The 21,606-nt window shown below is 65.9% G+C and carries 22 protein-coding genes; 16 read left to right on the top strand and 6 right to left on the bottom strand.

The features are described 5' to 3' along the window. Positions 1-51 precede the first annotated feature (51 nt). The 5 genes from dacB (at position 52) to Q0105_RS16975 (ending at position 5,219) form a co-directional block, all read left to right on the top strand. Complete coding sequence (gene dacB / locus Q0105_RS16995; RefSeq protein ID WP_298213319.1) at positions 52-1,509, top strand: D-alanyl-D-alanine carboxypeptidase/D-alanyl-D-alanine-endopeptidase; 1,458 nt, start codon at positions 52-54, stop codon at positions 1,507-1,509. 26 nt (positions 1,510-1,535) lie between these two features. Further along, the gene (locus Q0105_RS16990; RefSeq protein ID WP_298213318.1) at positions 1,536-1,796 is read left to right on the top strand and encodes a SemiSWEET transporter; all 261 of its coding nucleotides are present in this window, start codon (positions 1,536-1,538) and stop codon (positions 1,794-1,796) included. A gap of 123 nt (positions 1,797-1,919) precedes the next feature. Further along, complete coding sequence (locus tag Q0105_RS16985) at positions 1,920-3,218, top strand: lipase family protein (RefSeq protein WP_298213317.1); 1,299 nt, start codon at positions 1,920-1,922, stop codon at positions 3,216-3,218. A gap of 146 nt (positions 3,219-3,364) precedes the next feature. Beyond that, a complete protein-coding gene (locus tag Q0105_RS16980) occupies positions 3,365-4,507 on the top strand; it encodes an SGNH/GDSL hydrolase family protein (RefSeq protein ID WP_298213316.1) in 1,143 nt (380 codons plus the stop codon). A 31-nt stretch (positions 4,508-4,538) separates the two neighbouring features. Next, positions 4,539-5,219 carry an OmpW family outer membrane protein gene (locus Q0105_RS16975; protein WP_298213315.1) on the top strand — a complete coding sequence of 227 codons (681 nt, stop codon included), beginning with the start codon at positions 4,539-4,541 and terminating at the stop codon, positions 5,217-5,219. Between the two features lie 72 nt (positions 5,220-5,291). On the opposite strand, the gene Q0105_RS16970 is transcribed toward Q0105_RS16975, so the two are convergent. From Q0105_RS16970 to purE, 4 genes are all read right to left on the bottom strand, one after another. After that, positions 5,292-6,245 carry an SGNH/GDSL hydrolase family protein gene (locus Q0105_RS16970; protein WP_298213314.1) on the bottom strand — a complete coding sequence of 318 codons (954 nt, stop codon included), beginning with the start codon at positions 6,243-6,245 and terminating at the stop codon, positions 5,292-5,294. Positions 6,246-6,324: 79 nt separating this feature from the next. Next, complete coding sequence (locus tag Q0105_RS16965; RefSeq protein WP_298213313.1) at positions 6,325-7,341, bottom strand: L-threonylcarbamoyladenylate synthase; 1,017 nt, start codon at positions 7,339-7,341, stop codon at positions 6,325-6,327. Between the two features lie 2 nt (positions 7,342-7,343). After that, entirely contained in the window at positions 7,344-8,522 is a 1,179-nt protein-coding gene (locus Q0105_RS16960) for a 5-(carboxyamino)imidazole ribonucleotide synthase (RefSeq protein WP_298213312.1), read from the bottom strand. Then, a complete protein-coding gene (purE, locus tag Q0105_RS16955; protein WP_298213311.1) occupies positions 8,519-9,013 on the bottom strand; it encodes a 5-(carboxyamino)imidazole ribonucleotide mutase in 495 nt (164 codons plus the stop codon). The genes Q0105_RS16960 and purE overlap by 4 nt, the downstream gene beginning before the upstream one ends. A 157-nt stretch (positions 9,014-9,170) precedes the next feature. Between purE and trxA the strand changes: the two genes are divergently transcribed. After that, on the top strand, positions 9,171-10,079 hold the full coding sequence (gene trxA / locus Q0105_RS16950; protein WP_298213310.1) for a thioredoxin: 909 nt from the start codon (positions 9,171-9,173) through the stop codon (positions 10,077-10,079). Between the two features lie 120 nt (positions 10,080-10,199). Then, positions 10,200-10,952 (top strand): META domain-containing protein, encoded by a 753-nt coding sequence (locus Q0105_RS16945; RefSeq protein WP_298213330.1) that lies wholly within the window; start codon positions 10,200-10,202, stop codon positions 10,950-10,952. Positions 10,953-10,991: 39 nt separating this feature from the next. Here Q0105_RS16945 and Q0105_RS16940 read toward each other — a convergent pair whose 3' ends face one another. Then, positions 10,992-11,915, bottom strand: a complete 924-nt coding sequence (locus Q0105_RS16940; RefSeq protein ID WP_298213309.1) for a phosphoribosylaminoimidazolesuccinocarboxamide synthase — start codon at positions 11,913-11,915, stop codon at positions 10,992-10,994. 178 nt (positions 11,916-12,093) lie between these two features. Between Q0105_RS16940 and Q0105_RS16935 the strand changes: the two genes are divergently transcribed. The 4 genes from Q0105_RS16935 to hprK all read left to right on the top strand — a co-directional run bounded on the left by Q0105_RS16935 (position 12,094) and on the right by hprK (position 15,470). Next, on the top strand, positions 12,094-13,320 hold the full coding sequence (locus Q0105_RS16935) for an MFS transporter (protein WP_298213308.1): 1,227 nt from the start codon (positions 12,094-12,096) through the stop codon (positions 13,318-13,320). A 226-nt stretch (positions 13,321-13,546) separates the two neighbouring features. Continuing rightward, positions 13,547-13,891, top strand: a complete 345-nt coding sequence (raiA, locus tag Q0105_RS16930) for a ribosome-associated translation inhibitor RaiA (protein WP_298213307.1) — start codon at positions 13,547-13,549, stop codon at positions 13,889-13,891. A 113-nt stretch (positions 13,892-14,004) separates the two neighbouring features. Continuing rightward, complete coding sequence (locus Q0105_RS16925) at positions 14,005-14,472, top strand: PTS sugar transporter subunit IIA (protein ID WP_298213306.1); 468 nt, start codon at positions 14,005-14,007, stop codon at positions 14,470-14,472. A 41-nt stretch (positions 14,473-14,513) separates the two neighbouring features. After that, positions 14,514-15,470: an HPr(Ser) kinase/phosphatase gene (gene hprK / locus Q0105_RS16920; RefSeq protein ID WP_298213305.1), complete on the top strand. Its 957-nt coding sequence runs from the start codon at positions 14,514-14,516 to the stop codon at positions 15,468-15,470. A gap of 175 nt (positions 15,471-15,645) precedes the next feature. Here hprK and fur read toward each other — a convergent pair whose 3' ends face one another. Beyond that, entirely contained in the window at positions 15,646-16,062 is a 417-nt protein-coding gene (gene fur / locus Q0105_RS16915; RefSeq protein WP_298213304.1) for a ferric iron uptake transcriptional regulator, read from the bottom strand. An 88-nt stretch (positions 16,063-16,150) separates the two neighbouring features. Here fur and Q0105_RS16910 point away from each other — a divergent pair, with 88 nt between their 5' ends. From Q0105_RS16910 to leuS, 5 genes are all read left to right on the top strand, one after another. Continuing rightward, entirely contained in the window at positions 16,151-16,714 is a 564-nt protein-coding gene (locus Q0105_RS16910; RefSeq protein ID WP_298213303.1) for an outer membrane protein assembly factor BamE, read from the top strand. A 78-nt stretch (positions 16,715-16,792) separates the two neighbouring features. Beyond that, a complete protein-coding gene (gene dapB, locus Q0105_RS16905) occupies positions 16,793-17,635 on the top strand; it encodes a 4-hydroxy-tetrahydrodipicolinate reductase (RefSeq protein WP_298213302.1) in 843 nt (280 codons plus the stop codon). Between the two features lie 13 nt (positions 17,636-17,648). Continuing rightward, on the top strand, positions 17,649-18,326 hold the full coding sequence (locus Q0105_RS16900) for a MotA/TolQ/ExbB proton channel family protein (RefSeq protein ID WP_298213301.1): 678 nt from the start codon (positions 17,649-17,651) through the stop codon (positions 18,324-18,326). Then, on the top strand, positions 18,323-18,772 hold the full coding sequence (locus tag Q0105_RS16895; protein WP_298213300.1) for a biopolymer transporter ExbD: 450 nt from the start codon (positions 18,323-18,325) through the stop codon (positions 18,770-18,772). The genes Q0105_RS16900 and Q0105_RS16895 overlap by 4 nt, the downstream gene beginning before the upstream one ends. A gap of 136 nt (positions 18,773-18,908) precedes the next feature. Further along, entirely contained in the window at positions 18,909-21,602 is a 2,694-nt protein-coding gene (gene leuS, locus Q0105_RS16890; RefSeq protein ID WP_298213299.1) for a leucine--tRNA ligase, read from the top strand. Positions 21,603-21,606: the final 4 nt, after the last annotated feature.

Below are 21,606 nucleotides of genomic sequence, written 5' to 3'. Positions count from 1 at the left end.
GGGGATTATCAGCGCCCGCCTGGGCCCAGCGCCGGGCGATAGACTTCCGCCATGTTTTCTGTTTCTTTTCCCCGGCGCCGCACCATGCTGCGCCATGTGTTGGGCGGGGCCGTGGCGTGGTTCGCGCTGGTGGGGGCGGTGGGGGCCCAGACACCTGCTTCGAGCCCACTTCCACCCGAGGTGGAAGCCGCCCTCGGCCGGGCCCGCCTGCCGCGCGAGGCCCTGTCGGTGGTGGTGATGGACGCCCAGGGCGGCAAGCCCCCCACGCGCCTGGCGCACCGGGCGCAGGTGCCGGTCAACCCGGCGTCGGTGATGAAGTTGGTGACCACTTATGCAGCACTGGAGCAACTGGGCCCTGCGTATGTGTGGAACACCCCGGTTTATGTGCAGGGCACGGTGCAGGACGGCAGCCTGCGCGGCAACGTCTATATCCAGGGGCAGGGCGACCCCAAGCTGGTCATGGAGCGTCTGTGGCTGCTGATGCGGCGCCTGCAGGGCCAGGGCATTCAGGTGATTGTGGGCGATATCGTGCTGGACCGCACCGCCTTTGATGTGCCGGAGCACGACCCGGCGCGTTTTGACGGCGAGCCGCTGCGCCCCTACAACGCCTCGCCCGATGCCCTGCTGATCAACTACAAGTCGTCGGTGATGACCTTCGTGCCCGACGTGGCTGCCGGGCTGGCGCGCATTCAGTACGACCCGCCCCTGGCAGGTGTGTCGCGTCAGGCCAGCGTGTCGCTGGCGGCGGCCGGCACTGACTGTGGCGACTGGCGCGGCGCCTTGCGCGCCGAACTGGCCGACCCGGCGAAGGTGAGCTTCCAGGGCGTGTACCCGGCCGCTTGCGGCGAGCGCGTATGGCCCGTGGCCGCCACCGACCCGCGTGGCTTTGCCGCGCGCGCGGTAGAGGGCATGTGGCGCGAGCTGGGGGGCAAGCTCACCGGCAGCGTGCGCGACGGCAAAGTGCCCTCGGGCCTCAAGCCCGCGTTTGTGGCCACATCGCCCTCCCTGGCCGAGGTGGTGCGCGACGTGAACAAATACAGCAACAACGTGATGGCCCAGCAGGTGTTGCTGACCCTGGCGTTGCAGAAGAACGGCGTGGCCACCTTCGACGGCGCGCGCGAGGTGCTGCGCCTGTGGTGGCAGACCCGCCTGGGCGACGTGGAGCTGCCCCTGGTGGACAACGGCGCGGGCCTGAGCCGCGATGCGCGCCTGACCGTGCAGGCGTTGGCCCGCATGTTGCAGGTGGCCTGGGCATCCCCTGCCATGCCGGAGCTGCTGGCCTCGCTGCCCATCTCGGGGGTGGACGGCACGCTGCGCCGCAGCCAGAGCCGCGCGGGCACCGCCCACCTCAAGACCGGCAGCCTGCGCGATGTGATGGCGATAGCGGGCTATGTGCACGCAGCCAGCGGGCGCCGCTATGTGCTGGTGGCCGTGGTCAACCACGCCAACGCAGGGGCCGCGCGGCCCGTGCTCGACAGCCTCATCGACTGGACGGCGCGCGACCAGTGAATGAATGAACGAATGACCGTATCACCATGCAAACCCACGAACTCATCGGCTATACCGCTGCCTGCCTGACCACCTGCAGTTTTGTGCCCCAGGCGCTGCACACCTTCCGCACGCGGGACGTGAGCGGCATCTCTTTGGGCATGTACAGCGTATTCACGGCGGGCGTGGCGCTGTGGCTGGCCTATGGGCTGGCCCTGGCCGCCTGGCCCATCGTGGCGGCCAACGCCATCACGCTGGCTCTGGCCGGAGCCATCCTGGGCATGAAGCTGCGGTACGGTACGCGCTGAAGAGGGTGGGCGGGGTGTCGCCAAGGCGTCTTCGCGCCTGGTCTCAAGCGTTATCCCCAATGGATGCTGCGGCGCAGATGCGCGCACGATGCGTCGTTCTTCACTGACGCGAGGTGCCTTGCCATGAACTGTTTCCGCCTTTCCTGTGTTGCCGCTGCGGCGGTCTTGCTGGTTGCCTGTGGGGGTTCTGACGACCCGGCGCGTGGCTCCCTGATTGACCCGCCCGCTGTGCTGACCACGCTGACGGCCGCGCAGATCGACGCCAGCACCTCCAGCAGCGGTCTGCAGGGCATCTCCGGCAAGGCGAAATGTGATGTGAAGGTGGTGGCGCTCAACTACGCCACTGCGGGCGCCAAGAGCGGCGAGAGCACCAATGCCTCGGGCGTGATGCTCGTGCCCTCGGGCAGTTGCACCGCAGCGGCGCCGCTGGTGGCCTACGCCAAGGGCACCGACGTACAAAAGCCCCGCACGCTGGCCAATCCGCAAGATGCCGAAACCTTTCTGCTGATCGCCATGTATGCGGCCCAGGGTTATGCGGTGGTGGCCACCGATTACCTCGGTTTCGCCAAGTCGGGCTACAGCTTCCACCCCTACCTGCATGCAGACTCCGAAGCCACGACCGTCATCGACTCGGTGCGTGCGGCGCGCAACGCGGCGGCCACCGTGGGGGGTAGCCTGTCGGGCAAAGTCATGTTCACGGGCTACTCGCAGGGCGGGCACTCGTCGATGGCGGCGCACCGGGCGGCTGAGCGCGACTACGGAACGGAGTTCAACGTGGTCGCTGGCGCGCACCTGGCGGGCCCCTACAACCTGTCGGGCTCGCTGCGCGTTCCGGATGCCATTGCGGGCGTTCAGTTCTTCGTGCCCTATCTGGTCACAGCCTGGCAAAAGGTCTATGGCAACGTCTATACGGACGTGAAGGACGTGTTCAAGGCCCCGTACTCGGGCTACATCGAGAACCTGCTGCCCAACCCCACGCTCAACTACACCACCTTGCTGACCACGGGCACCCTGCCTGCAGGCACGCCCAACCAGGCGCGTGATGCCGTGTTCCAGTCGGCGTTCACCACCGGCTCACAGACCAGCACCACCCACCCGCTGTACCTCGCGGCCAAGAAGAACGACCTGCTGGGCTGGACACCCAAGGCGCGCGTCATGTTGTGTGGCGGCGCGGGCGACCCCACCGTGCCTCCGGCCGTTCACCAGGCCGTGATGAAAGCCGACTTTGACAGCCGGGGCGTGACCAACGTCACCTCGGTCGATGTGGATGCAGCCGTGCAGGCCACCTTTGGCCCCGGCGGCAAGGCCCCTACCGATCCCACCTCGGCAGCCTTCGCCACCTACTACGGCAGCTACCACGGCACCTACGAGCCGCCGTTCTGCCATGCGCAGGCGCGTGCAGTATTTGATGCAGTCAAGTAAATAAACCGCCTTATTTAGAACCCGCACCCTACGCCCCACCGGTATTTACCCGGTGGGGCGTTTTTGCTTTGAGCCATAAGATATTAGCAAATAGCACGGCCGTGCTATTTTCCATTTTGTGGCCGATATGGCAGGAGTGAATACCGATGAATTTCCAGCGCAAGGCATTGTGGGTTTCTCTGGCGGCTGCGTCGCTGCTGGCGGCGTGCGGAGGCGGCGGGGCCGACACCACCCCGGCAGCACCCATCAAGACCGTCAAGGTCATGGGCGATAGCATTGCCGACAGCGGCACGTTCGGCATCAAGTTCACCGTGCAGGGCGCGGCGCCCACGGGCCCATCGTCCACCCCCATCTGGCCTGAGCTGGTGGCCAGCAATTTCAGCAACACGCTGTGCCCCCGCTACGCATTCACCGGCAGCGCGTTCAACACCGCAGCAGGCTGCACCAACTACGCCGTGGGTGGCGGGCGCATCAACAACTTCACGGCACCCACCTCGCCCGTGTCCATCGTCAAGCAACTGGCTGACGCGGGGACCGATGGTTTCAACGCGGGCGACCTGCTGCTGATCGACGGCGGCGGCAACGACGCGGCCGACCTCATCGGCGCGTATCTCGCGGTCTCCAAGGACGGCGGCGCGGCCTACCGCGCCGTGCTGACCACGCTGCTGCCTGCGGCCACGGTCACTGCCGGATTCGCGGGCGGCGCCACGGGCATGGCCCAGTTGGGCGGCGCCTACATGGTGGCCCTGGCCGACAAGTTCCATGGCGCCATCGAGGCCAATGCCCTGAACAAAGGCGCCATGCGCGTGGCCGTGCTGAACATGCCCGCCATCGACAAAACCCCACGCCTGCAGCAGGTGCTGGGCGGTGTCACGGCCAGCGCCGGGGCCGCTGCGGCTGCCCAGGTGCAAGGCGTGCTCAAGGCATGGATGGAGGCGTTCAATGGCCAATTGGCGAAACGTTTCGAGGGCAACAGCAAGGTCGTGGTGGTGGATTTCTACACCTCGTTCAATGAGCAGGCGGCCAACCCCGCACAGTTCGGGCTGACCAATGCCAAGGACACGGCCTGCCCGATCACGGGCCAGAGCGCCGAGGGCTTGCCCAGCTACACCTTCGCTACCTGCACGGCCACGGCCTTGTCGGCGATGACGCCGCCCGCAGGTGCCACCGGCGGCGCGGACTGGTGGAAGACCTATGCGTTCTCCGACAGCTTCCACCCCACCCCCTATGGGCACCAACTGGTCAGCCAACTGGTGTCACGCTCGTTGGCCCGCGCGGGCTGGCTGTAAACACAACGGCGATACAAGGCTCTTCACCATCATGAAAAAAATCAAGCATTCCTTTGCGTGGGCCGTTGGCGCCCTGGTGCTGGCAACCGCTGGGGGCGCGCAGGCGCAGACGGCGGGCAGTTGGCTGGTGCGGGCGGGCGCCACGCAAATCTCCCCCCAGGTCAACAGCGGGGATTTGTCGGCCCCCAGCTTCACGGGCACCAAGGTGGACGTGCGCTCCAACACGCAATTGGCGGGTGGCATCACCTACATGCTTACCGACAACTGGGCGGTGGATGTGCCCCTGGCCCTGCCGTTCAAGCACGACATCGTGGGTGCCGGTGCGATCGCGGGTGTGGGCAAGATCGGCGAGGTCAAAGTGCTGCCCATGACCGTGTTTGCGCAATACCGCTTTCTGGAGGCCAACGCCCGCGTGCGTCCCTACGTGGGCCTGGGCGTGACCTACGCCAAGTTCTTCAAGGAGCGCGGCACGGCAGCGTTGACCGGCCTCACGGGTGGCAACCCCTCGCGGCCCACCACGCTGAGCGCTGAGTCGCGGTTCGGCCTGACCCCACAGGTGGGCGTGAGCGTGGCCCTGACCGACCAGTTGTCGCTGGACGTGGCCTATTACAAGACCTTCGTCAAGACGCGCAACACGCTGTCCACCGGGCAGACCATCAACGTCAAGCTCAACCCCAATGTGGTGACGCTGGGTGTGGTCTATCGGTTCTGAAGGACTGGCTCCGTCCATGCAAAAGGCCGCTCGATGAGCGGCCTTTTTTGCGTGTGGCGGCAGGCGGTTGGCTTACCAGCGCGCGCGCAGGCGGTCGTAGGCGTAGGTGCCAAACTGGCGCTGTGCAGAAGGCGTGAGGTAGATCGGGTCTGCAAACACGTACGAGGTCTGGCTGGCGCTTGGCAGCAGTGTGGAACTGTTGCACAGGGCAGAGTTGACCTGGCCCGCGCCAATACCGATGCCGTTTTTGGCGTCCACCGACGTGCACACGGGCGTCGTGGCGTTGTTGAAGCCGTAGTTGCCGGGCACGCCGGTATACAGGTTCACGTAGTAGGCCGAGTCCACATACAGAACGTTGGCGCCCAGGTCCACGATGCCCACCAGCAGGCCATCGTTGAAGCGGCTGCTGGCATTCGTCAGCAGGGCTTCGCGGCCGATGGTCTTGGCCCAGGGGGTTTTGCTGAGGTCGTAGGTGCCGGTCACCACCACATACTTGGCGCCAGCCGTCACCAGGCGGCGCACCTGGGCGGCCAGGTCCTCGCCCGCCTTGCGCGCGGCGGCCACCATGGCGGCTTCGGTCTGGGTGCCTGCATTCACGGCAGCCATACCGGCGATCACGTCGCTGATGCCACCGCTCACGATCACCAGGTCGGTGTTCACAAAGCTGCCGCCGGCCAAAAAGGCGTCGATCTGCTCGGTGATCGTGCGGGTGCTGGTGTTGCCTGCTGCGTCGGGCTTGGCGTTGACGCGCGCGTTGCCCGTGGCATAGCTTGTGCCGCCAGCAGACACGGACGTGAGGGGCTTGCCGTAGTTGTTTGCTACCTGCAGAGTCCAGTTGTTGACGCTGCCGTCGTTGACGGTGTAGCGCGAGCCGTTTTGCCCCACATCGCTCAGGGCGTCGCCAAACGCAATGAAGCGCTGGGGCGAGATGGCCGATTCGGTGGTGCTGGAACCGCAAGCCGCGAGCAACGCGGCCGACGCACATGCGGCGACCATGACGGTGCGGCGCATCCAATTTGCTGCCATGTATTTCTCCAGAAAAGTGGGAGGTAGTTTAGCGGGGCAATGCCAATGCTTGTAAAGCAGCCATGCCAGTGAACAGGCTCTATGCTGCAGCGGCGCGCTGCAGACGGTCGCGCACGCCTTCCCAGTCGGGCGCGGCGGGTGGTGTTTCGATCCAGATCAGCTTCACCCCTTCGTCGTCAAAGCCGCGCAGCACGGCAAAAAGCTGCTGGGCAGCGGCTGTGGAGTCGTCGGGCATGCGCCGCATCACGAGCTGGGAGGATCGGGTGCGCAGCGCGGCGCGGGCATAGACGGCGATGTGCGCGGCGTCGGCGCCCAGCAGGTCCAGGCTGGTCTGCAGGGCCTTGGCGTCCATCAGGCGCACCTTGGCGGCGGGGGCATAGTGTGCCTCCAGCGTGCCCGAGGCGCGGGGCGTGTGTGCGGGCAGGTCCTCCTTGGACAGCGGTGCGATGCCGCAGGCCGCGGCGATTTGCGCCCGCGTGATGGCGCCGGGGCGCAGCAGCACGGGCACGCCGCGTGTGCAGTCCACGATGGTGCTTTCAATGCCCACGCCGCAGGGGCCGCCGTCCAGCACCAGCAGGTCGGCACCCAGCTCGTCCTGCACATGCTGGGCGGTGGTGGGGCTTACGCGGCCGAAGCGGTTGGCGCTGGGCGCCGCAACGCCCCACACGGGCGGGCCACCCTGGTCCGTGCCGTCGGCCGGTGCCGCGCAGGCCAGCAGCAGCGCGTGGGCCACGGGGTGCGAGGGGCAACGCAGGCCCACGCTGTCCTGGCCGCCGGTGGCGGCCGTGGCCACGCCGGGCCGGCGCGGCAGGATGAGCGTGAGCGGGCCGGGCCAGAAGGCATCGACCAGCTTCTGGGCAAAGCCCGGCACCTCGCGGGCGAAGTGTGCGATGCCCTCGGCATTGGCTACATGCACGATGAGCGGGTGGTCGGCGGGTCGCCCTTTCGCGGCATAGATCTGCGCCACGGCCGTATCGCTGCTGGCGTCGGCGGCCAGGCCATACACGGTTTCGGTGGGCAGGCCCAGCAGCGCGCCGCTGCGCACGGCGCGGGTGGCGGCGGCAATGGATTCGGGCAGGGTGCCGTCAAGAATCATGGTCAGAACGCTGCGATGCCTAGCAGGGCGGCGGCCTGCAGCGCCGTGGCGCGCGCGGCGGCAGGCGTGGCGCCGGTGATGTTGAGGTGGCCCATCTTGCGGCCCCGTTTGGCTTCACGCTTGCCGTACAGGTGTAGGTGCGCGCCGGGCAGGGCCAGCACCTGGTCCCACGGGGGCGACTGCTGCACATCGCCCTGCGCAAACCACAGGTCGCCCAGCAGGTTGAGCATGACGGCTGCGCTGTGCTGGCGCGGCTGGGTGAGCGGCAGGCGGGCCATGGTGCGCACCTGCAGCTCGAACTGCGACACGTCGCAGGCGTCCTGGCTGTAGTGGCCGCTGTTGTGCGGGCGCGGGGCGATCTCGTTGACTACCAGGTGGCCGTCCTGCAGCACGAAGAACTCCACGCACAGCACGCCCACGTACTGCAGACCTTCTGCTACAGATTTCGCAGCTACTACCGCTTGTGTAGCAAGCGCTAGAGGCAGATTTTCTTCATAAACCTCGGTCACGGCCAGGATGCCATCGCGGTGCAGGTTGCGCTGCACGGGCAAGTGCACCATGGCACCGTCGGCGCCGCGCGCCACGAGCACGGAGCATTCGAGCTGCAGCGGCAGCATCTTCTCCAGCACGCAGGGCACCTTGCCGACCGCGTCCCAGGCGGCGGCCAGCTCGGCGGTGGTCTTCACGCGCACCTGGCCCTTGCCGTCGTAGCCCATGCGGGCGGTTTTGAGGATGCCCGGCAAGAGATCGGCAGGCACCGCGGCCAGTTGTTCCGCCGTCTCGATCACGGCGTAGGGCGCGCAGGGCACGCCGCAGGCGACGAAATGCGCTTTTTCCCGCGCACGGTCCTGCGCCACCGACACCGCACTGGCGGCGGGTGACACGGGGCGTTGCACGGCCAGCGCAGCCAGGGCGGCGGCAGGCACGTTCTCGAATTCGGTGGTGACCGCATCCGACAGCCGTGCCAGCTCGGCCAGGCCCTTGGGGTCTTCGTAGTCGGTCTGAATATGGTGGTGGCTCACCAACCCGGCGGGGCTGGCGGGGTCGGCGTCGAGCACGGCCGTGAAGTAGCCCATGGCCTGCGCCTGGTGCACGAACATGCGGCCCAGTTGGCCGCCGCCCAGCACGCCCAGCGTGGCGCCGGGCAGCAGTGGCTTGAGAGAGGCGTCGTCGGGGCTCATGTGGCGGGCGGCAAGGTCATGTTGCGGGCCACTTCAGTCTGCTCGGCGCGGAAGGCTTCGAGCCGCGCGCGCAGCGCGGGGCTTTCGTTGGCCAGCAGGGCCACGGCAAACAGCGCGGCATTGGCGGCGCCCGCCGTGCCGATGGCGAACGTGGCCACGGGGATGCCCTTGGGCATCTGCACGATGGAGTGCAGCGAATCCACGCCCTGCAGGTGGCGGCTGGCCACGGGCACGCCCAGCACGGGCACCGTGGTCTTGGCGGCGATCATGCCGGGCAGGTGGGCGGCGCCCCCGGCCCCGGCGATGATGGCCTTGAGGCCCCGGCCTGCGGCGGCCTCGGCGTAGGCGAACATGTCGTCGGGCATGCGGTGGGCCGAGACCACGCGGGCCTCGTGCTGGATGCCGAACTGTTCAAGAATCTGCACTGCATGCTGCATGGTGTCCCAGTCGCTGCTGGAACCCATGACCACGCCGATCTGGATGGGTTTCATGGTGGTTGGAGGGTGGCAGCAGTGCGCAGGGCCCGCCGCACCGCTGTGGGTGGAACCCAGGATTTTACTTTTTGCGCCCCCCTTGCCGACGTGGGGCTGTTTCGATGGGCCAAAATAGCGCGCAAACCGCTTCTCAGGCCTATGGCCTCACACCCCCATGATTGACGTCACCGTAGAGAACTTTGAAGCCGAGGTGGTTGCCGCCTCAATGAACGTGCCCGTGCTGGTGGACTTCTGGGCGCCCTGGTGTGGCCCGTGCAAGTCGCTGGGCCCGGTGCTGGAGAAGCTGGAGACCGAATACGCCGGCCGCTTCAAGCTGGTCAAGATCGACTCCGACCAGGAGCAGCAGATCGCCAGCATGTTCGGCATCCGCAGCATTCCCACCTGCGTGCTGCTCATGAACGGCCAGCCCGTGGACGGCTTCATGGGCGCCTTGCCCGAGGGGCAGGTGCGCGCCTTCCTCGACAAACATGTGCCCACGGCCGAAGAGATGGTGGCTGAGGCCGAGGAGGAAGAAGCCCTTGAAGCCCTGGCCGATGGCGATACGGACACGGCCCTCGAAAAGCTGCAGCACGCGGTGGCGACCGACCCGTCCAACGACGACGTGCGCTTCGACTACGTCAAGCTTTTGCTGCAGTTGCGCCGCGAGGACGATGCCAAGGTTGCTTTTGCCCCGGTGATCGCCAAGGCCGCTGGCTCGCGCAAGCTGGGCGCGCTCAAGGTGTGGATGGATGCTATTGATTTTGCAGCTGTTAGCGCTTATGGTGAAAGCGCTGGAGCCGATTTTGATGCAAAAATCGCGGCCAACAAGCGTGACTTCGACACCCGCTACGCCCGTGCCCGCTGGTTGATGGCCCAGCAGCGCTGGACCGACGCGATGGACGAACTGCTCGAAATCCTCATGCGCGACAAGGCCTGGGGCGAAGAAATCGCCCGCAAGACCTATGTGGCCATCCTCGAAATCATCGAACTCCCCAAGCCCAAGGTGGCCGAGGGCCAGATCCCGCCCGAAGACCCGGTGGTGGCCACGTACCGGCGCCGCTTGTCGAGCGTGGTGCTGAGCTGAGAGGGTGTGAAGGGATGAATGGGTCAATGGGTGAATAGGCCGCACGCGTTGTTCACCCCGCTGGCTCGGCCGTTGCGGCGTTTTTGGGGCGGTTCCTGGCGGGTTGCGGCCCTGCTGGGCATGGCTTGGGTGGCGGGCTGCGCCACCCGTCCGCCCGAGCCTGACGCCGTCGTCTCGGGCGTTGCGTTGTCCCGGGAGCGCGTCATGTTGCCCCCCGAAGCGGTGTTCGAAGCCACCTTGCTGGACGTGACCAACCCCGACCTCCCCCCCGTGGTGCTGGGCCGCCAGCGCGTCGCACCCGCAGGCCATCCGCCTTTTGCGATCTGGATTCCCTACCCGTCAGCCCGGTTCCTGCCCAAGGGGCGCTACGAGGTGCGAGCCACGGTGACGCTGGAGGGGCGGCTGCTTTTGACGACCGATATGCGCCACCCCGTGCCGCAGGATGCGGCTTACCGCCACGTGAATGTGCAACTGCAGCGCATGCTGCCGCAGCCTGCGACGGTGGAGGCTGGGGTGCCCCTGGCGCTCACGCATTGGAGGCTTATCGAGATCGAGGGCGAGGCTGTGCCCCGTCCTGCGCCGGGGGATATGGTGCCCCATCTGGTGCTGCAGGCGGATGAGCCCCGCGCCATGGGCTCGGGCGGGTGCAACCGGTTCCTGGCGGACTATGGCGTGCAAGGTGCGCGGCTGCGTTTTGGCCGGCTGGTTTCCAACATCACGCTGTGCCTGCAAACCAGCGGGCTGGAGGCGCGCTTCTTCGAGGCGCTGGCTGCGGTGCAGAGTTTTAGGCAGCAAGGCACGCAGTTGCTGCTGCGGGGCGGCGAGGGCCAGCCCCTGCTGCGTTTTGAGGCAGAGGAAACCCCGCTGAGCTGACCGCCGCTACCCGGCGGGCAGGCTGTTGCTGCTGACCGCTTACCGGGAGGTCAGCCGCTCCAGCGCCTCGCGGTACTTGGCGGCGGTCTTTTCGATCACCGCCTGGGGCAGGCGGGGCGAGGGCGCGGTCTTGTCCCAGGGCTTGCCGTTGACCTGGGCCTGCTCCAGCCAGTCGCGCACGAACTGCTTGTCATAGCTGGGCGGGTTCTCGCCCTTGGCCAGGGCCTCGGCATAGCCCTCCACAGGCCAGTAGCGCGAGCTGTCGGGGGTCAGCACCTCGTCCATCAGCACCAGTGTGCCGTCGGGCGCCAGGCCAAACTCGAACTTGGTGTCGGCAATGATCATGCCCTTGGTGAGGGCGATGTCGGCCGCAGCCTTGTAGATCGCAATGCTCAGGTCGCGGATGCGGGTGGCCAGGTCGAGTCCGATCATCTCCACCGTGCGCTCGAAGGTGATGTTCTCGTCATGCTCGCCCATCGCGGCCTTGGCGGCGGGCGTGTAGATGGGCTCGGGCAGCTTGGCGGCGTTGGTCAGGCCCTCAGGCAGGGACACGCCGCACACCGAGCGCGATTCCTGGTATTCCTTCCAGCCGCTGCCGGCCAGGTAGCCGCGCACCACGGCCTCCACCGGGATGGGCTTCAGGCGCTGCACCAGCATCGAGCGGCCCCGGATCTGGGGTGCTTCCTCGGGGCTCACCACGCTTTCGGGGGCATCGCCCGTCAGGTGGTTGGGGCAGATATGGCCGAGTTTGTCGAACCAGAACAGTGCCATTTGCGTGAGCAGCTCGCCCTTGCCGGGAATGGGCTCGCCCATGATCACGTCGAACGCCGACAGGCGGTCGCTGGCCACCATCAGGATGCGGTCGTCGCCCACGGCGTAGTTGTCGCGCACCTTGCCGCGTGCCAGCAGGGGCAGCGAGGTCAGGGCCGAAGTGTGCAGGGCGTTGGAGCTGGGCTGGGTCATGGTGTCGGTGTGGGCGGTCGAAAGCTGCTGCGGGTAGTCCGCAGACGGTGAGCAAGGCGCTGGCGGGTTGGGGCCGCGCGCAACCTGCCGATTTTACGCGCCGGGGCAAAGCCTGCCCGCGCCCTTGGGGCACACTGTGCAGCCTTGCCTTCGACCAGGCCGCTCGCGGCCCCTTTCTGTGCCCTCCTCCTCTGCGCTTACACCCCGCCGCGAACTCTGGCTGCTGCTGACCCTGGCGGGCATCCAGTTCACCCACATCCTCGACTTCATGATCATGATGCCGCTGGGCCCGAAGTTCACGCAGTTGTTCTCCATCAGCGATGCGCAGTTCGGCCTGCTGGTGTCGGCCTACACGCTGTCGGCGGGGGCGTCGGGGCTGCTGGCATCCACGTATATCGACCGTTTTGGCCGCAAGCGGCTGCTGCTGGTGCTTTACGTCCTGTTCGGGCTGGCGACGCTGGCCTGCGGCGTGGCGCCCACCTATGGCACGCTCATGGCGGCGCGCATTCTGGCGGGGGCGTTTGGCGGTGTGCTGTCGGCCCTGTCGCAGACCATCGTGGCCGACGTGGTGCCGTTTGAGCGGCGCGGGCGCGCCATGGGCATCGTGATGACGTCATTTTCGGTGTCCACGGTGGCCGGGGTGCCCCTGGGGCTGATTCTGGCGGAGCATGGCGGCTGGAACGCGCCGTTCATCGCCATTGCGGCCATGGTGGGTGTGCTGGCCGTCCAGGCAGCCCGTACCATGCCCGCCATGACTGCCCACGTGCATGCCGCCCACGGCCGAACCGCGCTGGGCGGCATCGCGCAAGTGCTGGCCGACCCGAACCACCGCTGGGCCTTTCTCTTCTCTGCGCTGGTGATGTCCACCGGTTTCACGGTGATCCCCTACATCACCATCTACATGCAGACCAACGCCGGGGTGCGGGCCGACCAGATTCCGCTGGCTTACCTGTGCGGCGGTGTCGCCACGTTGTTCACGGCGCGCTACTTTGGCCGCCTGACCGACCGGTGGGGCAAGGTGCGCACCTTCCGCGTGCTGGCGCTGGCTTCAATGCCCTGCCTGTTGGGAACGGCCCTGTCCGAGGGGCTGCCGCTGTGGGGCGTGCTGGTGGTGTCCACCTTCATGTTCGCCTTCGTCAGCGGCCGCATGATTCCGGGCATGGCCATCATCACCTCGGCCGCGCAGCCGTCCTTGCGAGGCACGTTCATGACCCTGAATGCGTCGGTGCAATCGGCCGCCATGGGGGCGGCTTCGTTCGTGGGGGGATTGCTGATCAGCCGCGATGCGCAGGGGCTGGTACAGAACTATTGGGTGGCGGCCTTGGTGGGCATTGCCGCAGCGGCGCTGTCGATGCTGGTGGTGGGCAAGCTCCAGCTGCACGGGGCGGCACCAGCGGCGCGGTGAGCGTTTGCTGCGGGTGGCTGGTCGGCCAATCCGCTCATTGTGCGCGCTTTTTGGCGGCTTGGCACCTTGGGCTGCATAACCCAGCGGGCAGAGCCGGTATGGGATTGCTTTTCGGGAACGGCAGGGGCATAGTGAACTCACGTCAACGGATGCATCCAAGTTCGCCGGGCCGCACCTCTGATCCAGGGCGGCGTTTCTTCCACCGAGAGCCACAGGAGACTTATTTATGAACTTGACGATCAGCGGTCACCACCTCGAAGTTACCCCCGCCTTGCGCAGCTACGTCACCACCAAGCTGGATCGGATCACCCGCCATTTTGACCAAGTTGTCGATGTCAAGGTACTGCTGACGGTAGAGAAGCAAAAGGAAAAGGAAAAGAGGCAGCGAGCGGAATGCAATATCCACGTCAAGGGCAACGACCTGTTTGCCGAAAGCTCCCACGCCGATTTGTATGCCGCCGTGGATGAACTGGTAGACAAGATGGACCGCCAGGTCGTGCGCCACAAGGACCGCCTGCAAGACCATCACCACGAAGCCGCCAAGCGCGAATTGCACGCTTTGCACGCTTGATGCGCCAGCCTTGAGCCTGGCACAGCAGCCGCCCCGTTCGGGCGGTTTTTTTGTTGCCTGATGCGCCGCGCTCAGGGTTTTTGCCGATATGTGCATAATTGTTACCCTTGACCATGAACCGACTCGCCTCCATCCTGCCCTCCGCTCAAGTGCTTGTGAGCGTGGACGCCACCAGCAAGAAGCGTGCTTTTGAAGAAGCGGGTCTGCTGTTCGAAAGCCAGCACGGCCTCTCTCGGGCGTTGATCACCGACAGCCTGTTTGCGCGCGAACGCCTGGGCTCCACCGGTCTGGGCCATGGTGTGGCCATTCCCCACGGGCGCATCAAGGGCCTCAAGGCGCCCATGGCGGCCGTGTTCCAACTGCTCAACCCCATTGGTTTCGATGCGCCTGACGAATTGCCGGTCGGGCTGCTGATTTTTCTGCTTGTGCCCGAGGCGGCCACGCAAAAGCACCTGGAAATCCTCTCCGAGATCGCCGAGCTGCTCAGTGATTCGGCCCTGCGCGAAAAGCTCAAGGCCAGCACCGATGCCGCCGAGCTGCACGGCATGATCGCGGGCTGGCAGTCCACACAAACGGCCTGAATTCCCGCCCACGCCGCGCACTTTTTTCTCGCTGACCTGCCGTGAAGCCCAATGTTGTCAGTGCCGATGTCCTTTTCGAGGAATTCCGTGGCCCCCTGAAGTGGGAATGGGTCGCGGGCCTCGGAGCCTCCGAGCGGCGTTTTGACGAAGTGGCCGTGCGCTCTGCGCGATCGGGCGCCGATCTGGTCGGCTACCTCAACTACATCCACCCCTACCGCGTCCAGATTTTGGGCGAGCGCGAGATCGCGTACCTGAGCAGTGCGTCGCCCGACGATTGCAAGCGCCGCATTGCCCGCATCGTGACGCTGGAGCCGCCCGTGCTGGTGCTGGCCGACAACCAGATCGCGCCTGATGCGCTGGTGTCGATGTGCGAGCGTGCGCAGATCCCGATGTTCGCCACCCACGAGTCGTCGGCGTTTGTCATCGACGTGCTGCGCGCTTACCTGTCCAAGCACTTTGCCGACCGCACGACCATGCACGGCGTGTTCATGGACATCCTGGGCCTTGGTGTGATGATCACCGGCGAATCGGGCCTTGGCAAAAGCGAACTCGGCCTGGAACTGATCTCGCGCGGCAACGGCCTGGTGGCCGACGATGCGGTGGACCTGTTCCGCATCAACCAGACGACCATTGAGGGCAAGTGCCCCGAACTGCTGCAGAACCTGCTGGAAGTGCGCGGCATCGGCCTTCTGGACATCCGTGCCATTTTTGGCGAGACGGCCGTGCGCCGCAAGATGCGCCTCAAGCTCATCGTGCACCTGGTCCGCAAGGAAACCCTGGAGCGCGACTACGAACGCCTGCCCTATGAGCCGCTCACCCAGGACGTGCTGGGCGTGCCCGTGCTCAAGGTGGTGATCCAGGTGGTGGCCGGCCGCAACATCGCCGTGCTGGTCGAAGCGGCCGTGCGCAACACCATTTTGCAATTGCGCGGCATCGACACCTACCAGGAGTTCGTGGACCGCCACCGCCGCGCCATGGAGCGCGATACCGGCGGCTAATTTGCTGCGTATTTGATAGCTGCTTGCGCTTGATGGGTAAGCGCCAAGGCCGATTTTTAGGCCCAATACAGACAAAACTGGCACACCCCACGCCAGTGCCCCCGCGCAAGGGCCGCCCCGCCGCGCCGGGGGCGTCCCCCTGCGGGGGAAGGCGCCGAAGGCGACTCAGGGGGGCTTACTTCTTCGCGCAGTCAGCGCACTGGCCATACAGGGCCATGGTGTGGTCCTGCACCAGCCAGCCCTTGGCCTTGGCCACGGCGTGCTGGCGTTTTTCGATCTCGGCGTCGTAGAACTCCTCGACCTTGCCGCAGGATGTGCAGATGAAGTGGTCATGGTGCTGACCTTCGTTCAGTTCATAGACCGCCTTGCCGCTCTCGAAATTGCTGCGGATCAGGATGCCTGCCTGCTCAAACTGCGTGAGCACGCGGTACACGGTGGCCAGGCCGATGTCCGAACGCTCTTCCAGCAACACGCGGAACACGTCTTCCGCCGTCATGTGGCGTTGTGCGCCCTTTTGGAAAATTTCCAGAATCTTCAAACGGGGCAACGTGGCCTTGAGTCCCGTGCTTTTGAGTTCGTCGATATTGGTCATGGCATGCTCCTTCAGGTGGTGGCCTCCGCCTCAAGGTTTGGGGGGCTGCCGCTACAATGGGGCGATCATATCCTTAGCCCTTTTACCCATGCCCGTCAAAGCCCGTTGCAGCGCCCGTCTGGGCCTGGTCCTGTTGATCGGCGCCAGCATGGCTGCCCTGGCCGGTTGCGGCAGCCTGGATAGCGCCAGCAACCGCATTGCCGGCATCGTGAAGCCCTACAAGGTGGACGTGGTGCAAGGCAATTTCGTGTCGCGCGAGCAGGTCGAAGCCCTGCAGCCCGGCATGAGCCGCCAGCAGGTGCGTGAGATCCTGGGCACGCCCCTGGTCACCAGCCTGTTCCACTCCGACCGCTGGGAATACGTGTTCACACTCAAGCGCCCCAGTGCAGAACTCCAGACCCGCAAGCTGACCGTGTTCTTCAAGGGCGACGTGCTGGAGCGCTCCGAAGGCGACGAAATGCCTACCGAGACGGAGTTTGTTGCCACGCTGGGCGCGCGCGACGGCGCCAAAGGCAAGGTGCCCGTGCTCGAAGCCACGCCGGAGCAGCTGGCCAAATACCCGGTATCCGCGCGGCCCGACCCCGCGCCCGCTGCTGTGCCCACGGCCCCCGTGCCCACCCGTTACCCACCGCTCGACGCGCCTGCGCGCTAAAAAACGCTCAGCCTCTGGCGCCAGCGACCCCGCAGTGCATGGCGTCCGTGCACTGCCCTTCAACCGAACAGGACTCTCATGACAGGGACATCTTCACCTGCAGCCTCCGCCCCCATTCCGTGCCGCGTGGCCGTTGCCGGAGCCTCGGGCCGCATGGGCCGCATGCTGATCGAGGCCATCCGTGCCAGCGACGACTGCGTGCTGGCTGGTGCGCTTGACGTTGCGGCCAGCCCCGCCGTGGGTTCGGACGCCACGGCCTTTCTGGGCCATGCCAGCGGCGTCGCCATCACCGCCGACATCGCCACGGGCCTCAAGAACGCCGACGTGCTGATCGACTTCACCCGCCCCGAGGGCACGCTGGCGCACCTGGCCGTTTGCAGCCAACTGGGCGTGAAGGCGGTCATCGGCACCACGGGTTTCACAGACGCGCAGAAGGTGGAGATCGCGGCGTTTGCCCAGCGCACCGCCATCATGATGTCGCCCAACATGAGCGTGGGCGTGAACGTCACGCTCAAACTCTTGCAGATGGCCGCCAAGGCCATGTCCACCGGCTACGACATCGAGATCATCGAAGCCCACCACCGCCACAAGGTGGATGCGCCCTCGGGCACCGCGCTCAAGATGGGCGAGGTGATCGCCGACGCCATGGGCCGTGATCTCAAGGAGTGCGCCGTCTATGCCCGCGAAGGCGTGACCGGCGAGCGCGATCCGTCCAGCATTGGTTTTGCTGCCATCCGAGGTGGCGACATCGTGGGTGACCACACGGTGCTGTTTGCCGGGATCGGCGAGCGCATCGAGATCACGCACAAATCCTCCAGCCGCACCACCTATGCGCAGGGCAGCTTGCGGGCGGTGCGCTTCCTGGCACAGCACAAAACAGGCATGTTCGACATGTTCGACGTGCTGGGTTTGAACGACTGACCCTCAGCAGACCATGGATGCCCTCCACTGGTGGCGCCAAGGCGATGCCGTGACGCAAGGCGCAGCCCTGGTGCTGCTGGCCATGTCGGTGGCGAGTTGGGTGGTCATCGTCTGGAAGCTGCGGCTCATGCGCCAGGCCAGCGCCGATGTGGCCCGCAGCACGGCGGCATTCTGGCAGGCGCCATCCATGGAGGATGCAGCGCAACGTTTGCAGTCATTTGACCGCTCTGCGCTTGTCCTGCCTTTGGTTGTTGCTGCAAATTCAATAGCAAATCACTCCGGCGCAGCCAGCCTGGCCACCGCTGGCAGCCTGTCGCAGCAGCTCACGCGTGTGCTGCGCGATGCCTTGCACCAGGTGCTGGGCCGCCTGCAGTTTGGGCAGGTGCTGCTGGCCACCGTGGGCTCCACCGCGCCCTTTGTGGGGCTGCTGGGCACAGTGTGGGGCATTTATCACGCGCTTACCGCCATGGCGGGCGCGGGGCAGATCACCATCGACCGCGTGTCCGGCCCCGTCGGCGAGGCACTGGTCATGACGGCCGCCGGGCTGGCCGTGGCCATACCGGCGGTGCTGGCCTACAACGTGTTCGGCCGTCTGATCGGCCGCATCGAGGCCGACCTTGAAGGCTTTGCGCGTGACCTGCGCGAACTGCTGATCGACACCGCGCCCACCGCTGGGAGCACAAAGGCATGAGCTTCGGTCGGCTGGAGCGCACGAGCGGGCCCCAGCCCATGAGCGACATCAACATGACGCCGCTGGTGGACGTGATGCTGGTGCTGGTGGTCATCTTCATCCTCACGGCGCCGCTGCTGGCCAGCTCCATCCGGCTTGACCTGCCCCGAACCGAAGGCGCGACGCCCGGCACGGCGCCGCAGTTTGTCACGCTGGTGGTGGATGCCTCAGGGCAGGCCTTTCTGGACGATCAGCCGCTGTCGCAGGCCGTACTGGCCGAGCGCCTGCATCACATCGGCGCCGAGCGGCCGGACACCGAAGTGCAACTGCGCGCCGATGTGGCCGTGCCCTATGGCCGGGTGGTCGAAGTCATGGGTGCCGCCCATCTGGCCGGGCTGCAGCGCATCGGTTTTGTGGCCGAACCCCGGCCCTCCGGGGCGCCAGCCCTGCCCGCCAAAACCCCCTGACACCACGGTTTGCGGAGGCCGGGCGCAGCCTCTGACGGTCGGTGGCGGTGGTGCCTGGCCGAATGGCGGGCCTGACCGCCTAAAATCTGCCCAGCGCAGCCCTGCGGTTGCACACATCTCTCACCCCCGAGCCCCCATGCAAGACAAATACTCTCCCCAAGACGTCGAGCGCGCCGCGCACGACCACTGGACCGCCACCGACGCCTACCGCGTGACGGAAGACACGAGCAAGAAGAAGTTCTATGCCTGCTCAATGCTGCCCTACCCCAGCGGCAAGCTGCACATGGGCCATGTGCGCAACTACACCATCAACGACATGCTCACGCGCCAACTGCGCATGAAGGGCTACAACGTCTTGATGCCCATGGGCTGGGACGCCTTCGGCCTGCCTGCCGAAAACGCCGCGCTGAAAAACGGGGTGCCACCCGCGAAATGGACGCACGAAAACATCGCGTACATGAAAAAGCAGATGCAGGCCATGGGCCTGGCCATCGACTGGAGCCGCGAAGTCGCCACCTGCGACCCTGAGTATTACAAGTGGAATCAATGGCTGTTTTTGAAGATGCTCGAAAAGGGCATTGCCTACCGCAAGACCCAGGTGGTGAACTGGGACCCGGTGGACCAGACCGTGCTGGCCAACGAGCAGGTGATTGACGGCAAGGGCTGGCGCACCGGCGCCACGGTGGAAAAGCGCGAGATCCCCGGCTACTACCTCAAGATCACCGACTACGCCGAAGAGCTGCTCGACTTCGTGACCGGCGACAAGCTGCCCGGCTGGCCCGAGCGCGTGAAGCTGATGCAGGAGAACTGGATCGGCAAGAGCGAAGGCGTGCGTTTTGCCTTTACCCACGACATCGCGGGTGACGACGGCGCGCTGATTGGCGACGGCAAGATGTATGTGTTCACCACACGTGCCGATACCATCATGGGCGTGACCTTCTGTGCTGTGGCGCCCGAGCACCCGCTGGCCGCCCACGCGGCCAAGGCCAACCCGGAACTTGCTGCCTTCATCGAAGAGTGCAAGACCGGCGGCACCACCGAGGCCGAACTCGCCACGCAAGAGAAGAAGGGCATGCCCACGGGCCTGTTCGTCACCCACCCGTTGACCGCAGAAAAGGTCGAGGTCTGGGTGGGCAATTACGTGCTCATGGGTTATGGCGACGGCGCCGTGATGGGCGTGCCCGCGCACGATGAGCGCGACTTTGCGTTTGCCCTCAAGTACGGCATCGAGATCAAGCAGGTGGTGCTTGTTGATGGCGAGCACTTTGACTACCACCAGTGGAACGACTGGTACGGCGACAAACAGCGCGGCGTCACCATCAACTCCGACAGTTTCAGCGGCCTCTCCTACAAGGACGCGGTGAACGCCGTGGCCCACGCGCTGCAGCAAAAGGGCCTGGGCGAGAAGAAAACCACCTGGCGCCTGCGCGACTGGGGTGTGAGCCGCCAGCGCTACTGGGGCACGCCCATCCCCATCATCCATTGCGATGAACACGGCGCCGTGCCGGTGCCCGAAAAAGACCTGCCTGTGGTGCTGCCGCAGGACTGCATCCCCGACGGCTCGGGCAACCCGCTGCACAAGCACGAGGGCTTCCACGCCGGTGTGACCTGCCCCGTGTGTGGCAAGGCCGCGCGCCGCGAGACCGACACCATGGACACCTTCGTGGACAGCTCGTGGTACTTCATGCGGTATTGCGACCCCAAGAACGCCGATGCGATGGTGGCTGGCGGTGCTGATTACTGGATGCCGATGGACCAGTACATCGGCGGCATCGAGCACGCCATCCTGCATTTGCTGTATGCGCGCTTCTGGACCAAGGTCATGCGCGACCTGGGCCTGGTGAAGGTCGATGAGCCCTTCACCAAGCTGCTCACACAGGGCATGGTGCTCAACCACATCTACAGCCGCCGCACCGCCAAGGGCGGCAAGGACTACTTCTGGCCGCACGATGTGGAGCATGTGCTGGATGAAGGCGGCAAGATCATCGGCGCCCAGCTCAAGAACGAAGCCACTAGCGGCGACGGCCTGCTCAGCGTGGGCACGCCCATCGACTACGAGGGCGTGGGCACCATGTCCAAGTCCAAGAACAACGGCGTGGACCCGCAGGACCTGATCGAGAAGTACGGCGCCGACACCGCCCGCCTGTACACCATGTTCACCGCCCCGCCCGAGGCCACGCTGGAGTGGAACGACGCTGCGGTGGAGGGCAGCTACCGCTTCCTGCGCCGCGTGTGGAACTTTGCCGCCAAGCTTTCTGCTATTGATAGAGAAGCTGCCATCGCAAGTGTGGCGCGCGCCAGCAGCCTTAAAGATGTGGAATTTGGCAAAGAGGCCAAGGCCCTGCGCCTGGAGATCCACACCGTGCTCAAACAGGTGGACTACGACTACCAGCGCATGCAGTACAACACCGTGGTCTCGGGCGCGATGAAGATGATCAACGCGCTCGAAGACTTCAAGGCCACGGACTCGGCTGGTGCCCAAGTGGCGCTGATCGAAGGTTTTGGCATCCTGCTGCGCTGCCTGTACCCCGCCACCCCCCACATCGCGCACAGCCTGTGGCAAGGCCTGGGTTACGCCGGTGCCCTGGGCGAGCTGCTCGACGCCCCTTGGCCGCAGGTGGATGCGGGCGCGCTGGTGCAGGACGAGATTGAGCTGATGCTGCAGGTCAACGGCAAGCTGCGCGGCTCCATCCATGTGCCCGCCCAGGCCGACAAGGCCGAGATCGAACGCATCGCGCTGGCCAGCGAAGCCTTTGTGGCCCAGGCTGCAGGCGCACATCCGAAGCGGGTGATCGTGGTGCCGGGCCGCCTCGTGAACGTGGTGGTGTAACCCC

Source organism: Acidovorax sp., from assembly GCF_027492855.1.
GTDB lineage: Bacteria > Pseudomonadota > Gammaproteobacteria > Burkholderiales > Burkholderiaceae_C > Acidovorax.
This window is presented reverse-complemented; position numbering and strand designations above follow the sequence as displayed.

Coding starts and splice junctions, on each gene's coding strand:
- trxA (WP_298213310.1), top strand. CDS start 9,171: ATGATTGACGTCACCGTAGAGAACTTTGAAGCCGAGGTGGTTGCCGCC.
- Q0105_RS16975 (WP_298213315.1), top strand. CDS start 4,539: ATGAAAAAAATCAAGCATTCCTTTGCGTGGGCCGTTGGCGCCCTGGTG.
- Q0105_RS16960 (WP_298213312.1), bottom strand. CDS start 8,522: ATGAGCCCCGACGACGCCTCTCTCAAGCCACTGCTGCCCGGCGCCACG.
- dacB (WP_298213319.1), top strand. CDS start 52: ATGTTTTCTGTTTCTTTTCCCCGGCGCCGCACCATGCTGCGCCATGTG.
- Q0105_RS16990 (WP_298213318.1), top strand. CDS start 1,536: ATGCAAACCCACGAACTCATCGGCTATACCGCTGCCTGCCTGACCACC.
- purE (WP_298213311.1), bottom strand. CDS start 9,013: ATGAAACCCATCCAGATCGGCGTGGTCATGGGTTCCAGCAGCGACTGG.
- Q0105_RS16970 (WP_298213314.1), bottom strand. CDS start 6,245: ATGGCAGCAAATTGGATGCGCCGCACCGTCATGGTCGCCGCATGTGCG.
- Q0105_RS16945 (WP_298213330.1), top strand. CDS start 10,200: ATGGCTTGGGTGGCGGGCTGCGCCACCCGTCCGCCCGAGCCTGACGCC.
- Q0105_RS16985 (WP_298213317.1), top strand. CDS start 1,920: ATGAACTGTTTCCGCCTTTCCTGTGTTGCCGCTGCGGCGGTCTTGCTG.
- dapB (WP_298213302.1), top strand. CDS start 16,793: ATGACAGGGACATCTTCACCTGCAGCCTCCGCCCCCATTCCGTGCCGC.
- Q0105_RS16965 (WP_298213313.1), bottom strand. CDS start 7,341: ATGATTCTTGACGGCACCCTGCCCGAATCCATTGCCGCCGCCACCCGC.
- Q0105_RS16900 (WP_298213301.1), top strand. CDS start 17,649: ATGGATGCCCTCCACTGGTGGCGCCAAGGCGATGCCGTGACGCAAGGC.
- Q0105_RS16980 (WP_298213316.1), top strand. CDS start 3,365: ATGAATTTCCAGCGCAAGGCATTGTGGGTTTCTCTGGCGGCTGCGTCG.
- Q0105_RS16895 (WP_298213300.1), top strand. CDS start 18,323: ATGAGCTTCGGTCGGCTGGAGCGCACGAGCGGGCCCCAGCCCATGAGC.
- Q0105_RS16940 (WP_298213309.1), bottom strand. CDS start 11,915: ATGACCCAGCCCAGCTCCAACGCCCTGCACACTTCGGCCCTGACCTCG.
- leuS (WP_298213299.1), top strand. CDS start 18,909: ATGCAAGACAAATACTCTCCCCAAGACGTCGAGCGCGCCGCGCACGAC.
- raiA (WP_298213307.1), top strand. CDS start 13,547: ATGAACTTGACGATCAGCGGTCACCACCTCGAAGTTACCCCCGCCTTG.
- fur (WP_298213304.1), bottom strand. CDS start 16,062: ATGACCAATATCGACGAACTCAAAAGCACGGGACTCAAGGCCACGTTG.
- Q0105_RS16910 (WP_298213303.1), top strand. CDS start 16,151: ATGCCCGTCAAAGCCCGTTGCAGCGCCCGTCTGGGCCTGGTCCTGTTG.
- Q0105_RS16925 (WP_298213306.1), top strand. CDS start 14,005: ATGAACCGACTCGCCTCCATCCTGCCCTCCGCTCAAGTGCTTGTGAGC.